The sequence below is a fragment of the Blochmannia endosymbiont of Camponotus (Colobopsis) obliquus genome (assembly GCF_000973545.1).
Classification (GTDB): Bacteria; Pseudomonadota; Gammaproteobacteria; order Enterobacterales; family Enterobacteriaceae; genus Blochmanniella.
In genome coordinates this window covers 647840-672551 of record NZ_CP010049.1, presented here as the reverse complement: position 1 = coordinate 672551, position 24712 = coordinate 647840, and the positions used below count along the sequence as shown (strand labels likewise).

Genomic DNA, 24712 nt, shown 5'->3' with positions numbered 1-24712 from the left:
AGTTAGGTGAAATAAATTGTTATGTTGTTTTATTTATTAAGTTTTTATTTATAGTATTGCGCGTTTTTGTATATTTTAATAATAATTAATCATTTATATATATGTGAAATATGTATGAAATTGGAACATGAATCTATGTTTAAATTTTTTAAGTATTTTATAAGGATTAGTTGTTTTTTTAATATTTGAACATATGATGTTACTTAGGGATGATTGTATGAATAAAACTCAAATGATTGATGTCATTGTTAATGAGCATAGTATTTCTAAAGTTCAAGTAAAATTAGTTTTAGAAACAATTTTGTCAGAGATAATTGCATCTCTTAAATTAGGCAATACAGTAAAATTAGTAGGTTTTGGTGTTTTTAAAGTTAAAAATCTTCAGACACGTATCGGTTATAATCTTCAGACTGGCAAAAGAATGAAAATTTTATCGAGTAAAGTACCAACATTTGTTTTTAGTAGATCTGTAAAAAAAATAATTAATTGATATTATATAGTTTTATCGTGTAATTACATATTAATTTTTAATAATTTAAATATTTGATTGGGTTGAGTTGTGTTTAAATATGGAGAGAAATGAACATAGGGGAAATTTTTTGTTGCTATGTTGTTTGAGTAAGATATTATTATGATTGTATGTTTTTGATTTTTGTTTAAACTGCAATTAATGTTTGAAATGTCGTACATGAGTAAAAATCATTGCTATATTATGTTTATTAGCGGCGTCAATTATTTCTCCGTCTTTAATTGATCCACCTGGTTGGATTATGCAGCGTATGCCAATTTTTGCAGCAATTTCTATATTATCACAGAAGGGAAAAAATGCGTCGGAAGCCATAGTTGCTCCATGAATTTTTAATCCTGCATCTTTTGCTTTAATTGCCGCAATTTTTGTTGCGAATATTCTGCTCATTTGTCCACTACCAATACCAATGGTTTGGTAGTTGCGAGCATATACTATTGCATTGGATTTAACAAATTTTATAATTTTCCAGCAAAACAATGCATCTTTCATTTCCTTGTTGTTAGGTCGGCGTTTTGTAACTATATTTATTTTTTTAATATTGATTTTTTTTGCATCATGTTCTTGTATTAAAAGGCCACCACCATGTAGTAGTTTTAAATTTATGTTGGGTGGTGCTATAAAATTATTTCCGTAACTTATTATTCTTAAATTTTTTTTTGTTTTTAATATATTTAGAGTATTTGTGTTGATATGTGGTGCAATGATTATTTCAGTAAATTGTTGTTGAATAATAGTTTTAGCAGTATGAAAATCTAAAGGTTTATTTAATGCAATAACACCTCCAAACGCAGAAACAGGATCAGTTTGATATGCTTTAGTATAGGCAGAATGAATTGTTTGTGCGCTAGCTACTCCGCATGGGTTACTATGTTTTAATATTATACAGGTTGGTTTTCTAAACATTTGTATACATTCTAAAGCAGTATCGATATCTACAATATTATTATAAGATAGATCTTTTCCTTGTATTTTTTTTAATTTATTTATTGATAGTTTGTTGGAAATTTTTGTATTTATATAAAATGCTGCACGTTGATGTTGATTTTCGCCATAACGTACATTTTTTGTTTTTATAAATTGTTCTTCCATAATATTAAAACTTTTTGGTAAATTATGTATGGGGTATTTTTTTTGTTTAATGAATTTTTTATTTTTAAAGTAGTCAGCAATTTTTTTATCATATGTAGCAATATGTTCAAAAGCTTTTGATGCTAGTTGAAATTTAGTATTTATAGTAAGTGCATTATTGTTTTTATTCATTTCAGAAATTATAGGTATGTAATCATAGTTATGTATTACGATGGCTACACGTTGGTAGTTTTTTGCTGCAGCTCTAATCATACTAGGACCACCGATGTCAATATTTTCTATGATTTTTTCTTGAAGAGGATTTTTTTTTTCTTTTGTTGTGTTAAAAGGATACAGATTGATTACTACCATATCTATTGGTTTAATATTCAATGTTTTCATAATTTCATCATCAATATTACGTCTTGCTAGGATTCCACCATATATTTTAGGATGTAGAGTTTTTATACGTCCATCCATTATTTCTGGAAAATTAATATAGTTGGAAATTTCTATAATTGGTAATCCTGCCTTTTTAAGTAAAGAGGCAGTACCTGTAGTTGAAATTATTTGAATACCTTTATGATGTAGATTTGTAGAAAATTTTATAATTCCAGTTTTGTCATATACACTAATTAATACTCGACGAATAGGATATTCTTGTTGCATTTTTTTTGATTATCCTTTTATTAAGGTGTTAATTTTAGATGTGTCTGTTTCATTATCAATATTAATAATGTGATATATTTATGCAAAATGAATATATGTGTTATGTGTAATATATTTTTGTGTATTATCTTATAGCAAAATGTATACTTATACCATAATGAAAATAGTTCATACAAATGTAAACATTTTTATAGTTTTTTACAATATTTTTTTGTGAATGTGTTTATTTATTTTTTTAATTAAGAAGATAAACTTATTAATTATTTTATTGAATTATGGACGTTAAAATAATAGTACGCTTAAATTATAATATATAATATTAGACAATCAAAATATGCTTGACGTTTTATGCAAAAGGAATTAAGATGGCTATAGTTTATTTTTTCATTTGAAGATTGTAATTAATGTAATATGGTATATGTTCTTTAATAATTTATTATATAACAGTATGTGTGTAGGTGTTGCATAATGAAGTCAAACATCTTTTTTTTATAAGATAAGAGAGATGTGACTTATTTGAGTATTTAATCAAGTTGGTTAGTTTTTTTTAAGTAGTAGTTATGAATAGAAATTAAAGTGAAGAGTTTGATCATGGCTCAGATTGAACGCTGGCGGCAGGCTTAACACATGCAAGTCGAGCGGCATCGGGAAGTAATGTTTGAGTTAATGTTAAGTTAATTGAATATTATTTTGCCGGCGAGCGGCGTACGGGTGAGTAAAATCTGGGGATCTGCCTAATGAAGGGGGATAACTATTGGAAACGATAGCTAATACCGCATGAAGTCTTTTTTTTAAGACCAAAGTAGGGGACTCTATGGTATTCATTATTAGGGCCTTATGTCATTAGATGAACCCAGATGGGATTAGCTAGTAGGTGAGGTAATGGCTCACCTAGGCCACGATCCCTAGCTGGTCTGAGAGGATGACCAGCCACACTGGAACTGAGATACGGTCCAGACTCCTACGGGAGGCAGCAGTGGGGAATATTGCACAATGGGGGAAACCCTGATGCAGCCATGCCGTGTGTGTGAAGAAGGCCTTCGGGTTGTAAAGCACTTTTAATAGGAAAGAAGGCAATAATACAAATAATATTATTGATTGACGTTACCTATAGAATAAGCACCGGCTAACTCCGTGCCAGCAGCCGCGGTAATACGGAGGGTGCAAGCGTTAATCGGAATTACTGGGCGTAAAGAGTACGTAGGCGGTTTTATTAAGTCAGATGTGAAATCCCCGGGCTTAACCTGGGAACTGCATTTGAAACTGTTAAGCTAGAGTTTTGTAGAGGGGGGTAGAATTCCAGGTGTAGCGGTGAAATGCGTAGAGATCTGGAGGAATACCAGTGGCGAAGGCGGCCCCCTGGACAAAAACTGACGCTCAGGTACGAAAGCGTGGGGAGCAAACAGGATTAGATACCCTGGTAGTCCACGCTGTAAACGATGTCGATTTGAAGGTCGTAACCTTTGAGTTGTGGCTTTCGTAGTTAACGCGTTAAATCGACCGCCTGGGGAGTACGGCCGCAAGGTTAAAACTCAAATGAATTGACGGGGGCCCGCACAAGCGGTGGAGCATGTGGTTTAATTCGATGCAACGCGAAGAACCTTACCTACTCTTGACATCCAGAGAACTATGTAGAGATATATGGGTGCCTTCGGGAACTCTGAGACAGGTGCTGCATGGCTGTCGTCAGCTCGTGTTGTGAAATGTTGGGTTAAGTCCCGCAACGAGCGCAACCCTTATCCTTTGTTGCCAGCGATGAAGTCGGGAACTCAAAGGAGACTGCCGATGATAAGTCGGAGGAAGGTGAGGATGACGTCAAGTCATCATGGCCCTTATGGGTAGGGCTACAAACGTGCTACAATGGCGTATACAAAGAGAAGCGATCTTGTAAAAGCTAGCAAATCTCATAAAGTGCGTCGTAGTTCGGATTGGAGTCTGCAACTCGACTCCATGAAGTCGGAATCGCTAGTAATCGTGAATCAGAATGTCACGGTGAATACGTTCCCGGGCCTTGTACACACCGCCCGTCACACCATGGGAGTGGATTGCAAAAGAAGCAAGTAGCTTAACCATTTAAAACATGGAGGGCGCTTGCCACTTTGTGATTCATGACTGGGGTGAAGTCGTAACAAGGTAACCGTAGGGGAACCTGTGGTTGGATCACCTCCTTATAACTGAATAAGGATGAATTTATGTAACACCTACATAGTGGTTTATACGCTTAAGATAGGAGTAAAAGTTGGTTTGAATTGTAAAAGTAGAGTTGTAAATATAGTAATAAAAATTTTTATTCTTAATGACAATGTATTTAGTCTCCTTCGTCTAGTGGACCAGGACACTGCCCTTTCATGGCGGTAACAGGGGTTCGAACCCCCTAGGGGACGTAATTGTTGTGCGTTTTATTAAGTTATATGTAAAAATTTGTTCTTTAACAGTTTGGTGATATGTAAAAATTAAAATACTTGCATTTTGTTAATTTTTATTTAATGATATTTTCGGATTTAATTTAGATTTGCTTGTGTGTATAACATAAGCGAAATGTAAGTGTTTTTTTGTTTGTTGTTGAAATATTTTTATTAAAAAATTGTGGGATTGAGCAATTAAAGTGTGTACGGTGGATGCCTTGGCAGTTAGAGGCGATGAAGGACGTGCTTATCTGCGATAAGCGTCGGTGAGCTGATGATGAAGCGTTAATAGCCGGCGATTTCCTAATGGGGAAACCTGATATAATATGATTATATCATCATTAAGTAAATTCATAGCTTAATGAAGCAAACCAGAGGAACTGAAACATCTTAGTACTCTGAGGAAAAGAAATCAATTGAGATTCCCTTAGTAGTGGCGAGCGAATGGGGAACAGCCCGAGTCTTTTTTTTAAAAAGATCACATTAGGAGAATAATTTGGAAAAATTGATAATATAGGGTGATAGTCCCGTATCCGAAAATGTGTGTATTTTATAGACTCAATGAGTAAAACGGGACACGTGGTATCCTGTTTGAATATGGGGGGACCATCCTCTAAGGCTAAATACTACTAACTGACCGATAGTGAACTAGTACCGTGAGGGAAAGGTGAAAAGAACCCCGGATAGGGGAGTGAAATAGAACCTGAAACCGTATACGTACAAGCAGTAGGAGCATTAAGTTATATGTGACTGCGTACCTTTTGTATAATGGGTCAGCGACTTATATTTTGTAGCGAGGTTAACTGTATAAGGTAGCCGGAGGGAAACCGAGTCTTAATTGGGCGTTAAGTTGCAAGATATAGACCCGAAACCCGGTGATCTAACCATGAACAGGTTGAAGATTGGGTAATGCTAATTGGAGGACCGAACCGACTAATGTTGAAAAATTAGCGGATGATTTGTGGTTAGGGGTGAAAGGCCAATCAAACCGGGAGATAGCTGGTTCTCCTCGAAAGCTATTTAGGTAGCGCCTCATGAATCATCTTCGGGGGTAAAGCACTGTTTCGGTGAAGGATCTATCCCAGGTTACTGATCCGATGCAAACTATGAATACCGAAGAATGAAATTATGGGAGACACACAGCGGGTGCTAATATTCGTTGTGGAAAGGGAAACAACCCAGATCGCCAGCTAAGGTCCCTAAATTATGATTAAGTGGAAAACGAAGTGGGAAGGCTTAGACAGCCAGGATGTTGGCTTAGAAGCAGCCATCATTTAAAGAAAGCGTAATAGCTCACTGGTCGAGTCGGCCTGCGCGGAAGATGTAACGGGGCTTAAATTATATACCGAAGCTGCGACAATAAATTTTATGAAATTTATTGGGTAGAGGAGCGTTCTGTAAGTTATTGAAGGTATATTGTGAAATATATTGGAGACATCAGAAGTGCGAATGCTGACATAAGTAACGATAAAGCAGGTGAAAAACCTGCTCGCCGAAAGACTAAGGGTTCCTGTCCAACGTTAATCGAGGCAGGGTGAGTCGATTCCTAAGGTGAGGCTAAAAGCGTAATTGATGGGAAACAGGTTAATATTCCTGTACTAAATATTAATTTGCGAAGGGGTGACGGAGAAAGCTAGGTTCGCCGAGCGTCGGTAGTCTCGGTTTAAGCGTGAAGGTGGAAAGAATAGGCAAATCCGTTCTTTTTTTAACACTGAGGCGTGATGACGAGTCATTTAGTTGATGAAGGAATTGATGCTATGCTTCCAAGAAAAACCTCTAAGTTTTAAATTATATTTAATCGTACCCTAAACCGACACAGGTAGTTGGGTAGAGAATACTAAGGCGCTTGAGAGAACTCGGGTGAAGGAACTAGGCAAAATGGTGCCGTAACTTCGGGAGAAGGCACGCTAACGTGTAGGTGAAAAGAAAGTACTTCTTTTAGCTGAGGTTAGTCGAAGATACCAGCTGACTGCAACTGTTTATTAAAAACACAGCACTGTGCAAACACGAAAGTGGAAGTATACGGTGTGACGCCTGCCCGGTGCCGGAAGGTTAATTGATGGGGTTATTTTTAATTTTTAAAAAGAAGCTCTTGATCGAAGCCTCGGTAAACGGCGGCCGTAACTATAACGGTCCTAAGGTAGCGAAATTCCTTGTCGGGTAAGTTCCGACCTGCACGAATGGCGTAATGATGGTCAGACTGTCTCCACCTGAGACTCAGTGAAATTGAAATCGCCGTGAAGATGCGGTGTACCCGCGGCAAGACGGAAAGACCCCGTGAACCTTTACTATAGCTTGATATTGAATTTTGGATATTAATGTGTAGGATAGGTGGGAGGTTGTGAAGTAAAAATGCTAGTTTTTATGGAGCCATCCTTGAAATACCACCCTTTAATATTTAACATTCTAACTTTGGTCCGTTATCCGGATTGAGGACAGTGTCTGGTGGGTAGTTTGACTGGGGCGGTCTCCTCCCAAAGAGTAACGGAGGAGCACAAAGGTTAGCTAATCACGGTCAGACATCGTGAGGTTAGTGCAAAGGTAAAAGCTAGCTTGACTGCGAGAACGACAGTTCGAGCAGGTGCGAAAGCAGGTCTTAGTGATCCGGTGGTTCCGAATGGAAGGGCCATCGCTTAACGGATAAAAGGTACTCCGGGGATAACAGGCTAATACCGCCCAAGAGCTCATATCGACGGCGGTGTTTGGCACCTCGATGTCGGCTCATCACATCCTGGGGCTGAAGCAGGTCCCAAGGGTATGGCTGTTCGCCATTTAAAGTGGTACGCGAGCTGGGTTTAGAACGTCGTGAGACAGTTCGGTCCCTATCTGCCGTGGGCGTTGGAAGATTGAAAGGGGCTGCTCCTAGTACGAGAGGATCGGAGTGGACATACCTATGGTGTTCGGGTTGTCATGCCAATGGCATTGCCCGGTAGCTATGTATGGAAAAGATAACCGCTGAAAGCATCTAAGTGGGAAACTTGCCTTAAGATGAATCTTCCCTGAGAAATATAACATTTCTCCTAAAGGGACGTTAAAGACTATAACGTTGATAGGTCGGGTGTGTAAGCACCGTGAGGTGTTGAGCTAACCGATACTAATGACCCGTGAGAGCTCAATCTCACAATGTTTAAATTTTTTAATTGTTTGTTGTAGCATATAATGAATAGTAGTTAATATTTTTTAAAGTATTTTATTAATAATACGATCAAAATAAGTGCGTCTTAATCTAAGTATTAATTTACGAATTTTGGTTGGATAATCGGTAATATTTTGCAATGAATTATAATGATTAATAATTTTTGTGTGTAATTGAATATTATTTAATTCATAAGTTTTTTGTTGTTTAAGTTTGTTCTGTGGATCATGTATTAATAGTGCATTTTCTAAATCTAGTCTCCATGCTCTAGGATTAAGGTTGCTTCCAGTTAATAATTGATATTTATCATCGATCCAAATACCTTTTAAATGAAAGCTATTATTATTATCTTTCCATATTTTAATTTGCATTTGTCCAGTATTTATATGGTTTTGAAATTTATTAATAAAATTTTTTAAATTAATTTCATACAAATAAGGTAAAATACCAATAATTTTAAAAGGTTGATCTTCTGGAATAAAAAAGTCATTGGTTGTTTTATCGCCCACTATAATTTCTATTTGTTTATTTTGATGTAATAGTTGTATTAAATTCTGTATTAATGAGGTGGGTAGGTTAAAGTATGGTGTGCATAGTATTAATTTAATTTCAGTTGCACATATTAAGTGTTGAATAGTTTTGTTGAGATTATTTTGTTTACCTAAACCTACTAATGGGGTAATTGTTAGTTCATTTTTAGTGTTTGTGTATTTAGCATTTGTATTGTAGCAGATATATGAAGATTTTTTTAATGATTGTCTAAATAGTTTTATTTTTTTTTTAATTTTTAGGATATTTAGTTTGTTATTTTTATCTAATCTATTGACTGCGTCAGCAGTCAATAGATATTTTTTTATGTAGTTTAACATTATATCGGCTAATATTTTATTTTTAATTAAGTGATATCTATCATATCTATATTTTTCTTTTTGATGTAAATATGTATTGTTAAAACTTGCTCCGCTATAAATTACTAAATCATCTATAATAAATCCTTTTAAATGTAAAACACCAAGTGCTTCACGATTATGAATTGGTACTCCATATATTGGTACATCAATATCTGGGTGTGTTTTGGACATATAACGATACCATTCAATATTTGTATAATTAGTTGTTACACCTAAGCGTCCACGTTGTGCCCTATGCCAATCTACTAATATTGCAATTTTGATTTCGGGTTTTTTTTGTTTTGTTTGAAAAATGGTTTCAAGAATCTTATGTCCTCCTTGATCTTGTTCTAGATATAAAACTACAAGAAATATGTGTTGTGTAGCAGTAATTATTGAATGTAATAAAGTTTGATAGAATTCTTTTGGGTTATGTAATATTTTTATATCTTCAATATTTTGAGGAATTTTTGGTAATTCTTTAAGAAATTGTTGGTGTTTGTTTATCGTTTTATTAAATATGACGTTGTTTTCTTTATTAATCATAATTGTTCAGATTATTTTCTTTTAATTTACGTAATTGTAATTTGTAGTATTTGTTTTTTTTGAAAATATTATTTTTTATATTTAATTAAATAATATAATGTGAAGTTAATTTTTTGAAGATTTGGAAAATAAATTTATTATTATAATGCCTATAATAATTAAAGTAATTCCAATAATAGCAAATTTATCTAATTTTTGATTATAGAGAAAATGCCCTGCAATTGTGATAAAGATAATTCCTAAACCTGACCAATAAGAATAAGCGATACCCACTGGTAAAGTTTTTAATACTAATGACAACAGCAGAAATGAAATTGCATAACCGATGATTACTGTCATAGAGGGGTATAATTTACTAAAATTTTCTGAAGCTTTAAGTGATGTTGTAGCAATTACTTCTGAAATGATGGCAATAAACAAATATAGGTAAACCATAATAATAAGTTTAACTCTTATAAGAAATTTTCGAAACTGTTTTTGATTTGTTAGTGAAGAAAAAAAATACTTCTTAACTATAAAATTTAAAATAAATATTATCTAATTTAGAAAGGTTATTACTATTAATGATAGTGTATTTTTTTAATATATACAATATAAAATTAAAGAAAATAAGGATTTTTATCTGTTGTATTTTTTAACGTACTAAAGAATGTTTTTGGTGGAGCTGGCGGGATTCGAACCCGCGTCCGAAATTTTTGAAATTTGCGGATACTACATGTTTGGTTCATGTTTTAATTTTTATTGAGTAGCTATACATGAACAGAATTACTAATCAACAATCCTATTTTTACATATTCCAGCGCTATTTGTTTTAGGATTACAAATAACGAATTGTCTCTTAATAAATGTAACTTCTTATAATTGAATTGTGCTCAAGAGAAGAGACAATTCAAAGAAGGAACCTTTAGTTTTTTAAACTAACTTTAAGCTGCCAATGCAACAGGTTCATACTTAGTATTATTTGCAATTAATTAAAAATTAAGGCTTTTTACGAGGCCAGCCTTACCCTCGACATGCACCTCAAAAAACAAACAAACTTCGTCAAAATCCAAGAATCAGCCCCTGCACCTCACGGACAGTATAATAGAAATTTTATGAAAAATCAATACTAAATTAGCGATTATTACGTTTAATAATACGTAATTTGTTCATGTTCCATTCTCTGTTCTTAATATTTGATCGTTGATCGTGTTGTTTTTTGCCTTTTGCTATGCCAATTTTAAGTTTTATCCATGTATTTTTCCAATATAAATTTAAGGGTATAGCAGTATAACCTTTGCGTTTAATTTTATTAAATAAGATACATAATTCTTTTTTTTTTAGTAAAATTTTACGGTTACGAGTAGATTGGTGTTCTAAATTTGAAAAAAATTGACATGTTTTTGGTGTTTTAAAATATGCACCCATAAGATAAGCTTCTGTATTTTTAAAAAAAATAAAACTATTATTAATATTTATATTTTTAGATCTGGCTGATTTTATTTCCCATCCTAATAATGATAATCCAGCTTCGATTTCTTGTTCGATATAATATTCATATTGAGCTTTTTTATTTTGTATTATATTATTTGTAATATATTGTGTGTGTGTTTTTTTTTTGTTGTTTATCATGTAATTCAGCTGAAATTTTTTGCATTTAAGGTAAATTAATAATTTATTATAACAAAGTTTTATTTTATTATTATGTAAATTATTTTTATTATTCAAATGATTAAATGTATGTTTGATGTTAAACATTCTGTATCAGTTCCTTATAATGTAGAACAGATGTTTTATTTAATTAATGATATAACAGCTTATTCGCAATTTATTCCAGGTTGTATTTTGAGTAGAATTTTAAAACGACATAATGCTAATGAGTTAACAGCTGAGATAAATATTTGTCAATTTGGAATTAATGAGCAGCTAATTTCTCACAATTTTATTGTGAGAAATAAAAGTATTTTTATGCAATTAGTTTCTGGTCCATTTAAATCATTTTTTGGTTATTGGTATTTTTTACCAATAAATGATCAATGTAGTGTAGTGCAATGTTGTTTTAATTTTGAGTTTGCTGTATCTTTTTTTAATATATTTTGTAGTTCTGTATTAATAAAAAAAATTGATGATTTAATAGAAATATTTCTTGTTAGAGCTGAGAAAATTTATGATGTTTGAAATTTTTATTTTTTATAATATTTAAGTTTAATTGAGAAAATTATCGGTTTTGTATTTTAATATTATTTTATATAGAATAAATTTAGTTTAAGTTATACTTTAACTTTAATTATAGTGTGATTATAATTATTATTATATGCATGCACAATATAGCATTGCTGTATTATTTAAAGATCAACAAATATTGTATTTATTTTTTTTGTTTATACTTTTGTGAATGATGTAATAATAGTTGTTATGATTATTTTAGGTGTTTAAAATAGTTCAATATTATTGAAATATTTTTCTTGTTTATTTTTTAAATCATAATATACATATTGCATGGAACGTGTATTATTGTTTAAATAAATTTAAATATATTTAATAAGATTCGTACAAGGATAATATATTTATTATATATTAATGTATATTATTATTAAATTACATATAAAGTTTAAGTTATATTTATGTTTTATTTATTATAGTGTCATGATTTTTGTTATATAGTCAAGTTATATAGTATAACTTTGTTATTATAAAATTAATTAATATATTTTACAGTTTTATATTGATTATAAAATTTTTTATTTATAGTCATAAAATAATATTTTTATTGGTTAGTAAATACTTTTTGCCCAACCTAGTTTGGTTTTTAGTGTTTTAAAATAATTATAAGTATTTGGATGAATTAAATTAAGGTAATGACTACTACGTTGAATATGTATTTTGCTTTTGTTTTTTATAGTGACAGGGGTTTGATTATCACAGTTTATTTTTAAGTTAGTAGTTAATTGAGGAAACTTTAGTGTAATAATGTTGTTACTGTTAATTATAATTGGGCGAGAAGAAAGATTATGTGGTAATACAGGTAGTAAAATGATAGCATTTACTTCCGGGGTTACAATTGGGCCGCCAGCAGAAAGGGAGTATGCTGTAGATCCGGTTGGAGTTGCGATAATTAAGCCATCAGAATGTTGTGTAAAAGTAAAATTGTTGTTAATATATATTTCAAATGTGATCATATGGGATATTTTTTTTGAATGTAAAATAACTTCATTAATAGCAAAAATTGTTTTTCGATAAATATTGTGTTGGTAAATTTTTATTTCTAGTAAGAAGCGTTTTTCACTTAAAAAATTACCTTTTAGTATATTTGATAGTTCTTTTAACGCTGAATTAGGTTCTAAATCGGTTAAAAATCCAAGGTTTCCGTGATTAATACCAATAATTTTAATGTCGTAATGTGATAGTATATTGGCAGCTCTAAGCATATTACCATCTCCGCCTATTATAATTGCTAAGTCAGCCTTTTGTCCTATTTCAATTAAATTAGCAATTTTGGCAGTTTTTATCTTAAAGAAAGAAGCGGTTTGTTTTTCCATGATAACGTTAATCTTTCGTTTTTTTAACCAATAATATAATGTTTTATGTGTTATTGTATTATTTAGGTGTCGAGAGTACCCTATGATGCCGATAGTATGAAAAATATAATTCATTGTATTAGTGATCCTTTAATGGGTTCATAAGTTAATTCATATAGTTTATCCTTGAATCCTTATTTTTTATCCCCATAATGGTTAGAATATTGAGAAAATACTGAAATTCGGAGGAAATTCATGATAACTAATAAAGAACAGAATACCCCTGATAATCAAGTCTCGCAAAGTAATGTTGTAGAAGAAAAAAATCAGGATGTAAAACAAGAAACGTGTCAATCGGTGCATGACGTTTTAGATTCGCGAGATGAAAAGATAATAAAGTTAGAAACGGAGTTGTTGCAAATGCAACAGCGTGAGCGTGATACTTTATTGCGTGTAACAGCTGAAATGGAGAATATTCGCCGTCGTAGTGAACAAAATATTGAAAAAGCTCATAAGTTTGCATTGGAACATTTTATTAGCGAATTGTTACCTGTAATTGATAATTTGGAACGTACATTAGAAATGTTGAATAAATCTGATAATAATTTTGAGGCGATTACCACAGGTGTTGAATTAACTCATAAATCTTTTTTAGATATTATGTATAAATTTGGTCTTGAAGTTATTAGTGAAGTGAATGTTCCGTTTAATCCAGAAATACATCAAGCGATGACTATATCAGAATCTGACGAATATGATTCCAATCAAGTAATAATGGTAGTACAGAAAGGGTATCGTTTAAATGCAAGATTAGTACGTCCTGCAATGGTTATTGTATCTAAAATTAAAAGTATTTAATTGTTTATTTTTAGCTTATTTTGTTGTTTTAATTATGATTATATGAAAGAAAAAAATTTAATAAAGTTAAATTATTAGATTTTAGATATTTTGTAGTTAGAATAAAATAAACGTTGGTTTATAGTTAAGGTTGCCAATTTATTGGTTTAAGTTTGTTTATAGTTAATAATTTATTGGTTTTAGAAAAATGTCGACATCCAAAAAAACCTAGATGTGCTGACAGTGGAGAAGGGTGTGATGATTGTAAAATATAATGTTTTTGTGGGTTTATTATATTTTTTTTCTTATTTGCGTAGGCACCCCATAAAAGAAAAATAATTTTTTCTTGGTAATAATTAAGTGATTGTATTATTTTATCAGTGAATATTTCCCATCCAAGATTAGAATGGGAGTGAGCTATTCCTTTTTGTACAGTTAAAATACAATTTAATAATAATACTCCTTGAATAGCCCAATTTTTTAAACATCCATGGTTTGGTATGATAAAATCAGATATATCTGATTTAAGTTCTGCATAAATATTTAGAAGGGAGGGTGGTATTTTTATACCAATTGGTACAGAAAAACATAAGCCATGTGCTTGTTGGGGTTGATGATAAGGATCTTGCCCGATGATGACTACTTTGACATTATTAAATGCAGTATAATGGAAAGCATTAAAAATATCTTTTTTATTTGGATAAATTGTAATGCCTTGTTTTTGTTGTTTTTTGATACATTCAAAAATGTTTTTGAAGTAAGTTAATTTTTTTTCTTTTGCTACAAAAGATTTCCAGGAGAAATTTTTTTTATTGGTTAAATAATGTAAATTATTCATTTTTAATTTATATTGTTTATTATGATTATAGTGTGTAACATAAGTTTTTTTTAAGATATAGGTATTTTATTTTTTTATTATTGTTTATTTTTAATGTAATGTGAAATGAGATGTTTTTATAAGATAGTCCAATTATATTTTTGCGTGAATATTTTATAGTTTATATGATTCTGTATGTATTTTATATCGAATATACAAATATATATAAGTTATGTATTTTGTTTTGCATTAATTATGTTATTTATAATATTGTTTATAAATTTTATTAAGGATTGATATGTTGTATTCTTATACGTTATCGCTATATTATAGTCACTAGTGTTGAATGTATTATTATTTTAATTGTTGAATTTTATTTTCATTGTCAATGTAATTGATTAAGTGTTGCGTTTATATAAAATAGGTTCATTGTTAATTTTGTTTAAAAATTTCGGCATACTATATTGTATTTAATTAAGTAGAATTGATTAAAGTTAGTTGAATTGGAATTATTGATTTTATAGTTTTTTAAGTAAAAATATTTAAATAATGCATAATATACGTAATTTTTCTATTATTGCTCATGTTGATCATGGTAAATCAACATTATCTGATCGCTTTATTCAAATTTGTGGTGCATTTGATACTAGAAAAATGGGTTCGCAAATCCTTGACTCTATGGATTTGGAAAGGGAACGTGGTATTACTATTAAGGCGCAAAGTGTAACATTAAATTATAGATCTTTTAGTGGTCAATATTTTCAATTGAATCTTATTGACACTCCAGGACATGTTGATTTTTCTTATGAAGTATCTCGTTCTTTGTCTGCATGTGAAGGTGCTCTTCTGTTAGTTGATGCAGTTCAAGGAATAGGAGCTCAAACTATTTCTCATTATCATATTGCTAAATCGTTAAATTTAGAAGTTATTTTAGTTATTAATAAAATTGATTTATCCTCAGCTAATCCTTGTAAGGTATTACGAGATGTAAAAAATATTTTAGACATTGATATTTCAAATGCGTTGTTGTGTTCTGCAAAAACTGGTATTGGAGTATCAGAATTGTTAGAAAATTTACTTTGCAGAATACCTTCACCACAAGGTGAAGATGATGCTCCATTGCAAGCATTAATTATTGATTCTTGGTTTGATAATTACCTTGGAGTAGTATCTTTGGTACGAATTAAAAATGGTACTTTACGTCAAGGTGATAAAGTAATTCTAATGAGTACTGGTGATAGTTATTTTATTGATAGGTTAGGCATATTAACTCCTCAAAAAGTTGATCGTAAGATATTACGATGTGGCGAAGTAGGTTGGTTAACATGTGCAACTAAAAATATAATTGGTATTCCAGTTGGAGATACTTTAACTTTGTTTTTAAAACCAGCGATACAAGCATTACCTGGTTTTAAGAGAATTAAACCTCATATATATGCTACTATTTTTTCTCTTAATTCATCTTCTTCTTATGAAGCATTTCGTATTGCTCTTGTTAAACTTAGTTTAAATGATTCTTCGTTGTCTTATGAACCGGAAATATCTTTAACTTTTGGTTGTGGTTTTAAATGTGGTTTTCTCGGTTTATTGCATATGGAAATTGTTAAAGAACGATTGGAGAGAGAGTATGCTCTTGACCTAATCATTACGGCTCCTATGATTAATTATGAAATTTTGACTGTTGATAATCAAATACAATATGTTAATAGTCCGTCTCGATTATTATCTATGGATCAATATATTAAAGAAATACGTGAACCTATTGTTGAGTGTAATATTTTATCACCTAAAAGATTTTTTGGAGGTATTGCATCAATATGTGCTAAAAAGCGCGGAATGCAAATAAATGTGTCATATTTTGGTGATTATGTAAATTTTGTTTATGAGATTCCTATGTCTGAAGTATTACTTAATTTATTTGATCAAATAAAATCTGAATCACATGGATATGCTTCATTAGAATACGAATTCAAACGTTTTTCTTGTGCAAATATAGTATGTATTAAATTATTAATTAATGGTAATTATATTAACGAGTTATCTTTAATAATGCATAGAAAATATGCCAATTATCATTGTCGAATACTTGTTAATAAATTACAGGAATTAATACCCCGTCAACAATTTGATGTTGTTATTCAAGCAGCTATTAGTAATCGTGTTATAGCACGAGCAATTGTAAAACAATTGCGTAAAGATGTATTAGTAAAATGTCATGGAAGGGATATAAGTAGAAAGAAAAAGTTGTTAAAAAAACAAAAAAAAGGTAAGAAGCGTATGAAACAGTTAGGTAATATTATGTTACCTCAGGATATATTTTTAACTATTTTTAATGTAGAAAAAAATTGAATTTTATTATTAATATGATTAATGAATTTTCTTTAATTTTAGCAATTGGCACTTGTATTACAGCTATTGTTTGGTTTTTAAAATATTTTAAGTTGTTATTTTTATGTCGTTGTTTTTTTGATAAAATTTGTAATGCATCATATTTTATAATTCATAAAAAAAGTTTTTTTATAAAAAAAGTTATGAATTTTTTTTTAGATTTTTTAGAAATGTGTGCATCAATATTTCCTATGTTGTTATTTGTGTTTATAATTCGTTCGTTTATTTTTGAACCTTTTCAAATTCCGTCTGGTTCTATGATGCCTACTCTTTTAGTAGGGGATTTTATTTTGGTAAAGAAATTTTCTTATGGTATAAAAAATCCTATTACTCAAAATACATTAATGTCTACAGGACATCCTAAACGAGGTGATGTAGTAGTTTTTAAATATCCATTAAATACAAAATTAAATTATATTAAGAGGGTCATAGGTTTACCAGGTGATAAGATTGTTTATAATACTTTTACTAAGCATGTGAGTATCTATCCAAATTGTGCAAGTGTAGATTCCTCTTGTGTTATGTTGCCAATTACTTATACTAATGTTCATTTCAGTAAATTTGTGCAAGTGTTTCGCGTAGATTCCAACAGAGAAATTCACAGTAGTTTTTCTCAAATATTTTCTAGTAAATATTTTGGTAATGGAATTCGTTTAATTCAAAGTATAGAATCATTGGATGGTGTAAATCATAATATTTTAACAACGACAATTCCTACATGTCAACAGTTACGAAATATATATCATGAGGATGACCATCATAATGATGGTGTATTATGTGAGTGGTATGTTCCCCAGGGTGAATATTTTATGATGGGTGATAATCGTGATAATAGTTCAGATAGTCGTTATTGGGGATGTGTTGCAGAAAAAAATATAATAGGTCAAGCTATAATTATTTGGATGAGTTTTGAAAAACAGGAAAACCAATGGCCTACAGGTTTACGATTAGGTCATATAGGTTTTATTCATTAATTTTTATAGAATATTTAATTTAACAATGTATTATTTAATATGATTATTGATAATTAAAAATTAAATTTGGTTTATATATAACATAATAATTATGTTATGTGATAATGTTTTATATGAAAATATTTCAAAAATTGTTGTGTTTTCATTTTTTATTATTATTAGGAATACATGGATTTTATATTAATTAATCAATTACAAGATAAATTAGGTTATATTTTTAATCAATATAATTTGTTATTACAAGCATTAACTCATCGGAGTGCTAGTCATATTCATAATGAAAGATTAGAATTTTTAGGTGACTCTATATTAAATTATGTAATAGCTAATGTTTTATATGGTAGGTTTCCCCATGTTGATGAAGGGGTGATGAGTAGAATGCGAGCTATTTTAGTACGTAGAAATACTTTAGCAGAAATATCTCGAGAATTTAATGTAGGTAAATGTCTTCGCTTGGGTTGTGGGGAAATGAAAAGTGGTGGATGTTTACGCGAATCTATTTTAGCTGATGCATTAGAAGCTTTAATAGGCAGTGTATTTTTAGATAGTAATATTCAAACTGTAGAAAAGTTAATTATTTTATGGTATAATGAACGTCTGGAAAAGATTAATTTAAATAATAAACAAAAAGATCCAAAAACTCGGTTGCAAGAATATTTACAAAGTTTACATTTGCCTCTTCCTGTTTATTGGATAGTTAAAGTTAGTGGTGAATCTCATTGTCAAAAATTTACTATATATTGTCAAATTAGCAAGTTGGATTATCCGGTCATTGGTAGCGGTTCTAACCGTAGACAAGCTGAACAGGATGCTGCAGATAAAGTTCTTAAAATATTAGATTTTAATAAACAAAATGCATGAAGAAAAAATTACTTATTGTGGTTATGTAGAGATAATTGGACGTTCAAATGTAGGAAAATCTACTTTATTTAATAAATTGATTTGTAAAAAATTGTCAATTGTATCAGATAAACCACAGACTACATGGTATAGTATAATAGGGGTCAGTACGTCAGGAGTACATCAGATAATTTACAAGGATAACCCTGGGATTATTAAATTTACTCAAAAACGTATGTTAAATAAACTTGTAGAAATTAATAGTATTTATGATATTTTAATAAAAAAAATAACAACATTAATTATTTTTGTTGTTGAAGGTATAAAATGGACTTATGATGATCAAGCGGTATTAAATGAGTTGCATGATGTTTTTTGTCCTATTATTTTATTAATAAATAAAGTAGATGAGGTTTATAATAAAAAATTATTGTTACCACATATACAGTTTTTGAATAATCAAATAGATTTTTATGTTACGTTACCTGTTTGCATTAAGAATGATACTTATCCAATGAAGTTAGTTAATATTATAAAAAGTATTTTACCTATAGCAAAGCATCAGTTTTCTAAGGATTATGTTACTAATTGTTCTCAGGAGTTTATAGTATCAGAAATTATACGTGAAAAATTAATGTGGTTTTTAGGAGGAGAATTACCATATATCAGTAAAGTTTATGTGGATCAATGTGAAAAAAATAAATCTTATGGTTATAAGATTTATGGTTCTATTGTAGTAAAACGAGAAGAGCACAAAAAGATAATTATTGGAAAGCAAGGTGATAAAATTAAGAAAATTAGTATTGCAGCTAGACAAGATATGGAAAATTTGTTTAAAATGGCAGTACATCTTGAAGTATGGGTAAAGGTAAAATCTGAAAAATTTATAGCAAAACGGTTTGGCATGATATAAATTAAAATTATTTTTTTGTTATGTTTTGAGTTGTTTATTTTTAATAAAATTTTTGTATTTTCTATATTTATTGTATATGTAAATGAATCATAATATACCTATAGATTGCTAAATTAATTAGAATTGTTGGGTTATGGATTGAATTTCAATTGTATTAATTTTTTAATGTATCGTGTTTATTGAAAAAGATTTTTAATTACCTTTGGTGTTTTGGTTGTTGAAATTTGTATTAGGTTTAATTATATGGTATCTGGTTTAAAATTAGGTGTAAATATTGATCATGTAGCTACTCTTCGTCAAGTAACGGTGGTCTGTTTGGCCAGATCCAGTACATACAGATAGATACAGCGTTTGTTGCTGAACATTTTGTTGCTGATAGTATAATTGTACATTTGCGTGAAGATTGTATACATATTTTGTGATAGAGATGTGTTTATGTTACGTAAAACAATACAAACTCGTATGAATTTAGAAATAGTAGTTACAGAAGAAATGTTAGATTTTGCTTGTCAGTTACAACCAAATAGTTGTTGCATAGTACCTGAGCGACGTAAAGAAATTACGACTGAATATGGTTTAGATGTTAATACTTATAAAAAATCAAAATTATCTAAGTTTCTTATTCAACTTAATCAATTTGATATCAAATCATCATTGTTTGTTAATGCTGATGAAAATCAAATTTCGGCAGAAATTGATATAGGTGCTTCTTGTATTAAAATACATACTGGGATTTTTGCTTTATGTATAGATAATAATCAACGTGGTTTAGAATTTGAACGCATAAAATATGGGATACATTATTGTGCTTTACAACATGGTCTTGAAGTGCATGCTGGATATGGTTTAGATTATGACAGAGTAATATCGATAGCATCATTGCCATTAATTAAAGAGTTGAATATAGGTCATGTTATAATTAGTCGTGCAATTTTTTTGTAGTTTATCAAAAGCAGTGAAAGATATGAAATATTTGATTTTAAAAGCACAAGATAAATGATGACAATTTATGGTATTGGCGTTGATATTGTTGAAGTTAATCGTATTAAATGTATAGTTAATCGAATTGGTGAAAAATTTGCTCGACGCATTCTCACTGATGCAGAATTGAAAAGATATCATAAAGAAAAATGTTCTAGTTGCTTTTTAGCCAAACGATTTGCTGCAAAAGAAGCTACAGTTAAGGCGTTTGGATTTGGCATGCGATATGGTCTTGCGTACAATCAATTTGAAATATTAAATGATGAATTAGGTAAACCAAAATTATGTGTATTTTTGAATGCTGCAATTTTAGCAAATAAATTATCTATTTTACGCATGCATGTAACTTTGACTGATGATAAATTTTATGCTTGTGCAGTAGTGATTTTTGAACAATAAGTTTAGTTTTAATATTGTATTTTGAAATGTTGTTTGTTTTATTTATTTTAGAATATAAAAAATGATTTCTGTTATATAAATATTTTCGATTACATTCTAAATTTTTGTTCTTATAATATGTTAAGTTTATCATGTATTGCTTATGAAATATAATATAGTTATTTATTTCAATGATTTCAGCATATTAAATTTATAATATTTATTAAATATTTAATATTCACATTATATAGATAATTAATTTACGCTTGATTTTTATAATTTGTTCCAATTGTTATGATTTTTAAGTTTTGTAAAATAAAAATTGTTTTTAGTTGATTCATTGGATGTTTAATTTGGTGTTATACTGTATGAAAGCAACAGAATCAAATGTTGTTAATAAAGTAGACGATGAGTTTTGGATGAGATGTGCGTTAATGTTAGCACAGCAGGCTACTTCTGTTGGTGAAGTATCTGTTGGTGCTGTTTTAGTATTAAATAATAAAGTTATTGGTATAGGATATAATAATTCTATTCATTATCACGATCCTACAGCTCATGCAGAAATTTTAGCATTACGATGTGGAGGTAAAATATTAAGAAATTATCGATTATTACACACAACACTTTATGTAACATTGGAGCCATGTATTATGTGTGTTGGGGCAATGATTCATGCTCGTATTAATAGATTAGTATTTGGGGCTAAAGATAAAAAAATTGGTGCAGTAGGATCTTTTATGCATATATTAAAGTATCCTGGAATAAATCATTCCATATCTGTTACTACTGGTATATTAAATTGTTTATGTTCAAAACAACTTAGTAATTTTTTTAAACAACGACGTCGTATAAAAAATATTGTGTTTAATAAATGAAATTTATATATATATTTAATTGTTGATATAAAATTATTAATATAATTGTATATTGTTTTATTATTACTGTGATGTGAGTTGATATTTTTTTGTTAATGGATTATAGTCATATTGATTTATGTTTTTTATCTTTACACATAAAACTTATTTTATTATATAATCATGATTGTAATAAAATATTTTAACTATTACTAAATTAGTATTAATAATTTTATTTTAAATTTATGATTTTGTAGTGTTTAGTTTAAAATAATAAAATTTGTTTTGTTTATAAAAAATGATTATATTTACTTTGTTATATTGTCAAATTTTTTTAAAAAGAATATTTGTTTGATGATTTACGGATTTGTATGTAATAAATAATGTAATTTTTATCGTTTGTTTCGAGTAAAATAATTGTAACATAAAAAAAATGAATATTACAGATTATGACTTTGAGTTATGGCAAGCTATAGAAAAAGAAATTTTACGTCAACAACAACATGTTGAATTAATTGCATCAGAAAATTATGCTAGCATTTGTGTTATGAAAGCACAAGGTACGCCATTAACTAATAAATATGCTGAGGGGTATCCTGGTCAACGTTATTATGGTGGTTGTGAATATGTTGATATAGTAGAGAGATTGGGTATTGATCGGGCAAAAAAATTATTCAGCGCAGATTATGCTAATATACAACCACATTCTGGTTCTCAAGCGAATTATGCTGTTTATTCTGCTTTATTAAAACCAGGTGATTTAATTTTAGGTATGCAATTGGCTCATGGAGGACATTTAACTCATGGCTCTTCAGTAAATTTTTCTGGTAAATTATATAAAGTAGTGTCTTATGGAGTAAATGATCAAGGGATAATTGATTATGTGCATTTATCTAATTTAGCCAAACGTTATCGCCCTAAGGTGCTTGTAGCTGGTTTTTCAGCTTATTCAAGAATAATAGATTGGAAAAAAATGAGAGAGATAGCTGATGATGTAGGATCGTATTTATTTGTTGATATGGCACATATAGCAGGTCTTGTTGCTGTTGGTTTATATCCTAGCCCGATTCCTTATGCTCATGTTGTTACTGCTACCACACATAAAACTTTGGCTGGTCCACGTGGTGGTTTAATTTTAGCATCTGGTGGTGCTAAAGAATTTTATAAAAAATTAAATTCTTCTGTATTTCCTGGTTGTCAAGGTGGTCCTTTAATGCATGTACTTGCTGCTAAAGCATTAGCATTTAGAGAAGCAATGCAACCGTCTTTTAAAAATTATCAACATCAAGTTATTACTAATGCTCAAATAATGGCTAATATTTTTATTCAACGCGGGTTTAAAGTAGTATCTAATGGTACTGATAGCCATCTTTTTTTAATTGATTTAATAAATAAAAATCTTACTGGTAAAAAGGTTACTGAAATTTTAAGCATGGCTAATATTATTGTTAATAAAAATAGTGTTCCTAATGATTGTACAAATCCTTCAATTTCTTCGGGTATACGTATAGGGACGCCAGCGGTTACGCGTCGAGGTTTTAACGGAGATAATGTGTCTGATATAGCAACTTGGATATGTGATATATTAGAAAATATTGATAATATGGATATGATTAGTAGTGTTAAAAATAAAGTTTTAGATATTTGTTTACATTATCCTGTACAAATTAATTAATTTATATATACAATTAGTTAATAGTTTTAATTTTTAAAAAAAACATAGTTTGATTAAAAAGTGTATTTTAGTGATTAATTATGTTTTTGATTTTTGTTTAAATTTGAATTTAGATAAATACGAAAAAATAAAGATATTTCTTTAATTATTTTTGCGTTGCCTGCGATAATATTACCGGATACTAGATAATTAGTATTACCAAGTAAATCACTCATCAACCCTCCTGCTTCTCTAATTATTAATTCTCCGCCAATTAAGCTGTATGGTTTTATACCAGTTGCAAATAGTCCATCTACACGCCCAACAGCTACATATGCTAGATCTAATAAAGAAGATCCGGTATATCTGAAATCTTTGCATTTTATATATAAATTATTTAATAAATGTATAGATTGTTGTTTATTAGTTTCAGAAAAATAAGTGGCTAATATAGTATCTTCTAAATTTTTGTTTATACTACATCTTAAACGACAACCATTTAATAGTGCACCTCCTCCTCTATTTGCACTAAATAATTCATTACGTATAGGATCGTATATTACGACAATTTCTGTACGACCTTTAATTCTAATAGTAATGGATGTTGCGAAATGCGGAAATTTTTTAATAAAGTTATTAATATTATTTAATGGATCAATCACCCATTGTATATGATTGTTTTTTTGAGTATAATTACAATTGTTTCTAGTTGTAATGAAATTGTGTAAAGGGTATGATTTGTGAATTATTTCTATAATTATATTTGTTATTTTTTTTTCAAAATTTATAATAAAGTGTTTGTTTAAATGAATTTTATAATTTATAGTGTTAAGAATTTCGTATTGTCTAATAATAAAGTTGCCAGCTTTTCTAATAGCACGAATGGCGATATTAAGCATTGGGTGCATGGATGTTTATCCGTTTAACTTTATAATATATGTAGCTTCAATAATGTTATATGTAATTGAATAAAATATATAATTAATTATGATCTTAATTTATTTTTTTTGTTAATAATTACATTAGAATAAATAATTATTCTTAGATTATTAATTTGATATTTATATATGTTATTTGTATAATTTTAATTTTATATATATTTAGTGTGTTAAAGAAAAATTAGGGATAAAGATGTGTTAACTGTATAATAAAAACATTTTATAATATATAATTATGTGTTAAATGCTGTATATTATATTACCACATTTTATGTGATTCATGTTGTGACATTAACTATTTTATATTGTGTAATAATAGGGCGTCTTGATTTATATATATATTATTAATTATCTTTGTATTTTTATTTTTATTGGTGTTGACATTATAAAATACATGA

At 29.4% G+C, this 24712-nt stretch carries 17 protein-coding genes, 1 tRNA gene, 2 rRNA genes, 1 other RNA gene and 1 pseudogene; 14 read left to right on the top strand and 8 right to left on the bottom strand.

Annotation, left to right across the window (positions count from 1 at the left end; translation table 11 throughout):
• Positions 1–217 precede the first annotated feature (217 nt).
• Positions 218–490 (top strand): HU family DNA-binding protein, encoded by a 273-nt coding sequence (locus BOBLI757_RS02800; RefSeq protein WP_046305239.1) that lies wholly within the window; start codon positions 218–220, stop codon positions 488–490.
• 177 nt (positions 491–667) lie between these two features.
• Here the strand turns inward: BOBLI757_RS02800 and purH are convergent, their stop codons facing one another.
• Positions 668–2266, bottom strand: a complete 1599-nt coding sequence (gene purH / locus BOBLI757_RS02795) for a bifunctional phosphoribosylaminoimidazolecarboxamide formyltransferase/IMP cyclohydrolase (RefSeq protein ID WP_046305238.1) — start codon at positions 2264–2266, stop codon at positions 668–670.
• A gap of 573 nt (positions 2267–2839) precedes the next feature.
• Here purH and BOBLI757_RS02790 point away from each other — a divergent pair.
• The 3 genes from BOBLI757_RS02790 (at position 2840) to BOBLI757_RS02780 (ending at position 7790) form a co-directional block, all read left to right on the top strand.
• Positions 2840–4437, top strand: a 16S ribosomal RNA gene (locus BOBLI757_RS02790).
• Positions 4438–4577: 140 nt separating this feature from the next.
• A tRNA-Glu gene (locus tag BOBLI757_RS02785) sits at positions 4578–4650 on the top strand.
• 207 nt (positions 4651–4857) lie between these two features.
• Positions 4858–7790, top strand: a 23S ribosomal RNA gene (locus BOBLI757_RS02780).
• Together the 16S and 23S rRNA genes with 1 tRNA gene alongside form the textbook arrangement of a ribosomal RNA operon.
• A 61-nt stretch (positions 7791–7851) precedes the next feature.
• Here the strand turns inward: BOBLI757_RS02780 and pssA are convergent.
• The 4 genes from pssA to smpB all read right to left on the bottom strand — a co-directional run bounded on the left by pssA (position 7852) and on the right by smpB (position 10854).
• Positions 7852–9243, bottom strand: coding sequence for a CDP-diacylglycerol--serine O-phosphatidyltransferase (pssA, locus tag BOBLI757_RS02775; protein WP_046305236.1), 1392 nt, complete (start codon positions 9241–9243; stop codon positions 7852–7854).
• A gap of 105 nt (positions 9244–9348) precedes the next feature.
• On the bottom strand, positions 9349–9681 hold the full coding sequence (locus tag BOBLI757_RS02770) for a DMT family transporter (protein ID WP_420021803.1): 333 nt from the start codon (positions 9679–9681) through the stop codon (positions 9349–9351).
• 218 nt (positions 9682–9899) lie between these two features.
• Positions 9900–10306: a transfer-messenger RNA gene (gene ssrA, locus BOBLI757_RS03265) on the bottom strand.
• Between the two features lie 50 nt (positions 10307–10356).
• Entirely contained in the window at positions 10357–10854 is a 498-nt protein-coding gene (gene smpB / locus BOBLI757_RS02765; RefSeq protein ID WP_046305480.1) for an SsrA-binding protein SmpB, read from the bottom strand.
• Between the two features lie 108 nt (positions 10855–10962).
• Here smpB and BOBLI757_RS02760 point away from each other — a divergent pair, with 108 nt between their 5' ends.
• On the top strand, positions 10963–11400 hold the full coding sequence (locus BOBLI757_RS02760) for a type II toxin-antitoxin system RatA family toxin (protein WP_046305233.1): 438 nt from the start codon (positions 10963–10965) through the stop codon (positions 11398–11400).
• Positions 11401–11996: 596 nt separating this feature from the next.
• On the opposite strand, the gene nadK is transcribed toward BOBLI757_RS02760, so the two are convergent.
• Positions 11997–12875 (bottom strand): NAD(+) kinase, encoded by an 879-nt coding sequence (gene nadK / locus BOBLI757_RS02755; protein WP_046305231.1) that lies wholly within the window; start codon positions 12873–12875, stop codon positions 11997–11999.
• A gap of 123 nt (positions 12876–12998) precedes the next feature.
• On the opposite strand from nadK, the gene grpE reads away from it, so the two are divergent.
• Entirely contained in the window at positions 12999–13598 is a 600-nt protein-coding gene (gene grpE, locus BOBLI757_RS02750; RefSeq protein ID WP_046305478.1) for a nucleotide exchange factor GrpE, read from the top strand.
• 124 nt (positions 13599–13722) lie between these two features.
• Here grpE and ung read toward each other — a convergent pair whose 3' ends face one another.
• Complete coding sequence (gene ung / locus BOBLI757_RS02745) at positions 13723–14415, bottom strand: uracil-DNA glycosylase (protein ID WP_046305229.1); 693 nt, start codon at positions 14413–14415, stop codon at positions 13723–13725.
• 528 nt (positions 14416–14943) lie between these two features.
• On the opposite strand from ung, the gene lepA reads away from it, so the two are divergent.
• The 8 genes and pseudogenes from lepA to glyA all read left to right on the top strand — a co-directional run bounded on the left by lepA (position 14944) and on the right by glyA (position 23397).
• Positions 14944–16743 carry a translation elongation factor 4 gene (gene lepA / locus BOBLI757_RS02740; RefSeq protein ID WP_046305227.1) on the top strand — a complete coding sequence of 600 codons (1800 nt, stop codon included), beginning with the start codon at positions 14944–14946 and terminating at the stop codon, positions 16741–16743.
• A 14-nt stretch (positions 16744–16757) separates the two neighbouring features.
• A complete protein-coding gene (gene lepB / locus BOBLI757_RS02735) occupies positions 16758–17756 on the top strand; it encodes a signal peptidase I (protein WP_046305476.1) in 999 nt (332 codons plus the stop codon).
• Positions 17757–17924: 168 nt separating this feature from the next.
• Complete coding sequence (gene rnc / locus BOBLI757_RS02730) at positions 17925–18617, top strand: ribonuclease III (protein WP_046305225.1); 693 nt, start codon at positions 17925–17927, stop codon at positions 18615–18617.
• A complete protein-coding gene (gene era, locus BOBLI757_RS02725; RefSeq protein ID WP_046305224.1) occupies positions 18610–19509 on the top strand; it encodes a GTPase Era in 900 nt (299 codons plus the stop codon). The genes rnc and era overlap by 8 nt, the downstream gene beginning before the upstream one ends.
• Positions 19510–19752: 243 nt before the next feature.
• Positions 19753–20509, top strand: a pseudogene (locus BOBLI757_RS02720) (pyridoxine 5'-phosphate synthase).
• A complete protein-coding gene (acpS, locus tag BOBLI757_RS02715) occupies positions 20509–20889 on the top strand; it encodes a holo-ACP synthase (protein ID WP_046305222.1) in 381 nt (126 codons plus the stop codon). The pseudogene BOBLI757_RS02720 and the gene acpS overlap by 1 nt, the downstream one beginning before the upstream one ends.
• Before the next feature lie 347 nt (positions 20890–21236).
• On the top strand, positions 21237–21743 hold the full coding sequence (tadA, locus tag BOBLI757_RS02710; protein ID WP_046305220.1) for a tRNA adenosine(34) deaminase TadA: 507 nt from the start codon (positions 21237–21239) through the stop codon (positions 21741–21743).
• Positions 21744–22155: 412 nt separating this feature from the next.
• Positions 22156–23397 (top strand): serine hydroxymethyltransferase, encoded by a 1242-nt coding sequence (gene glyA / locus BOBLI757_RS02705; RefSeq protein ID WP_046305217.1) that lies wholly within the window; start codon positions 22156–22158, stop codon positions 23395–23397.
• A gap of 74 nt (positions 23398–23471) precedes the next feature.
• On the opposite strand, the gene BOBLI757_RS02700 is transcribed toward glyA, so the two are convergent.
• On the bottom strand, positions 23472–24284 hold the full coding sequence (locus BOBLI757_RS02700; RefSeq protein WP_046305216.1) for an inositol monophosphatase family protein: 813 nt from the start codon (positions 24282–24284) through the stop codon (positions 23472–23474).
• Positions 24285–24712: the final 428 nt, after the last annotated feature.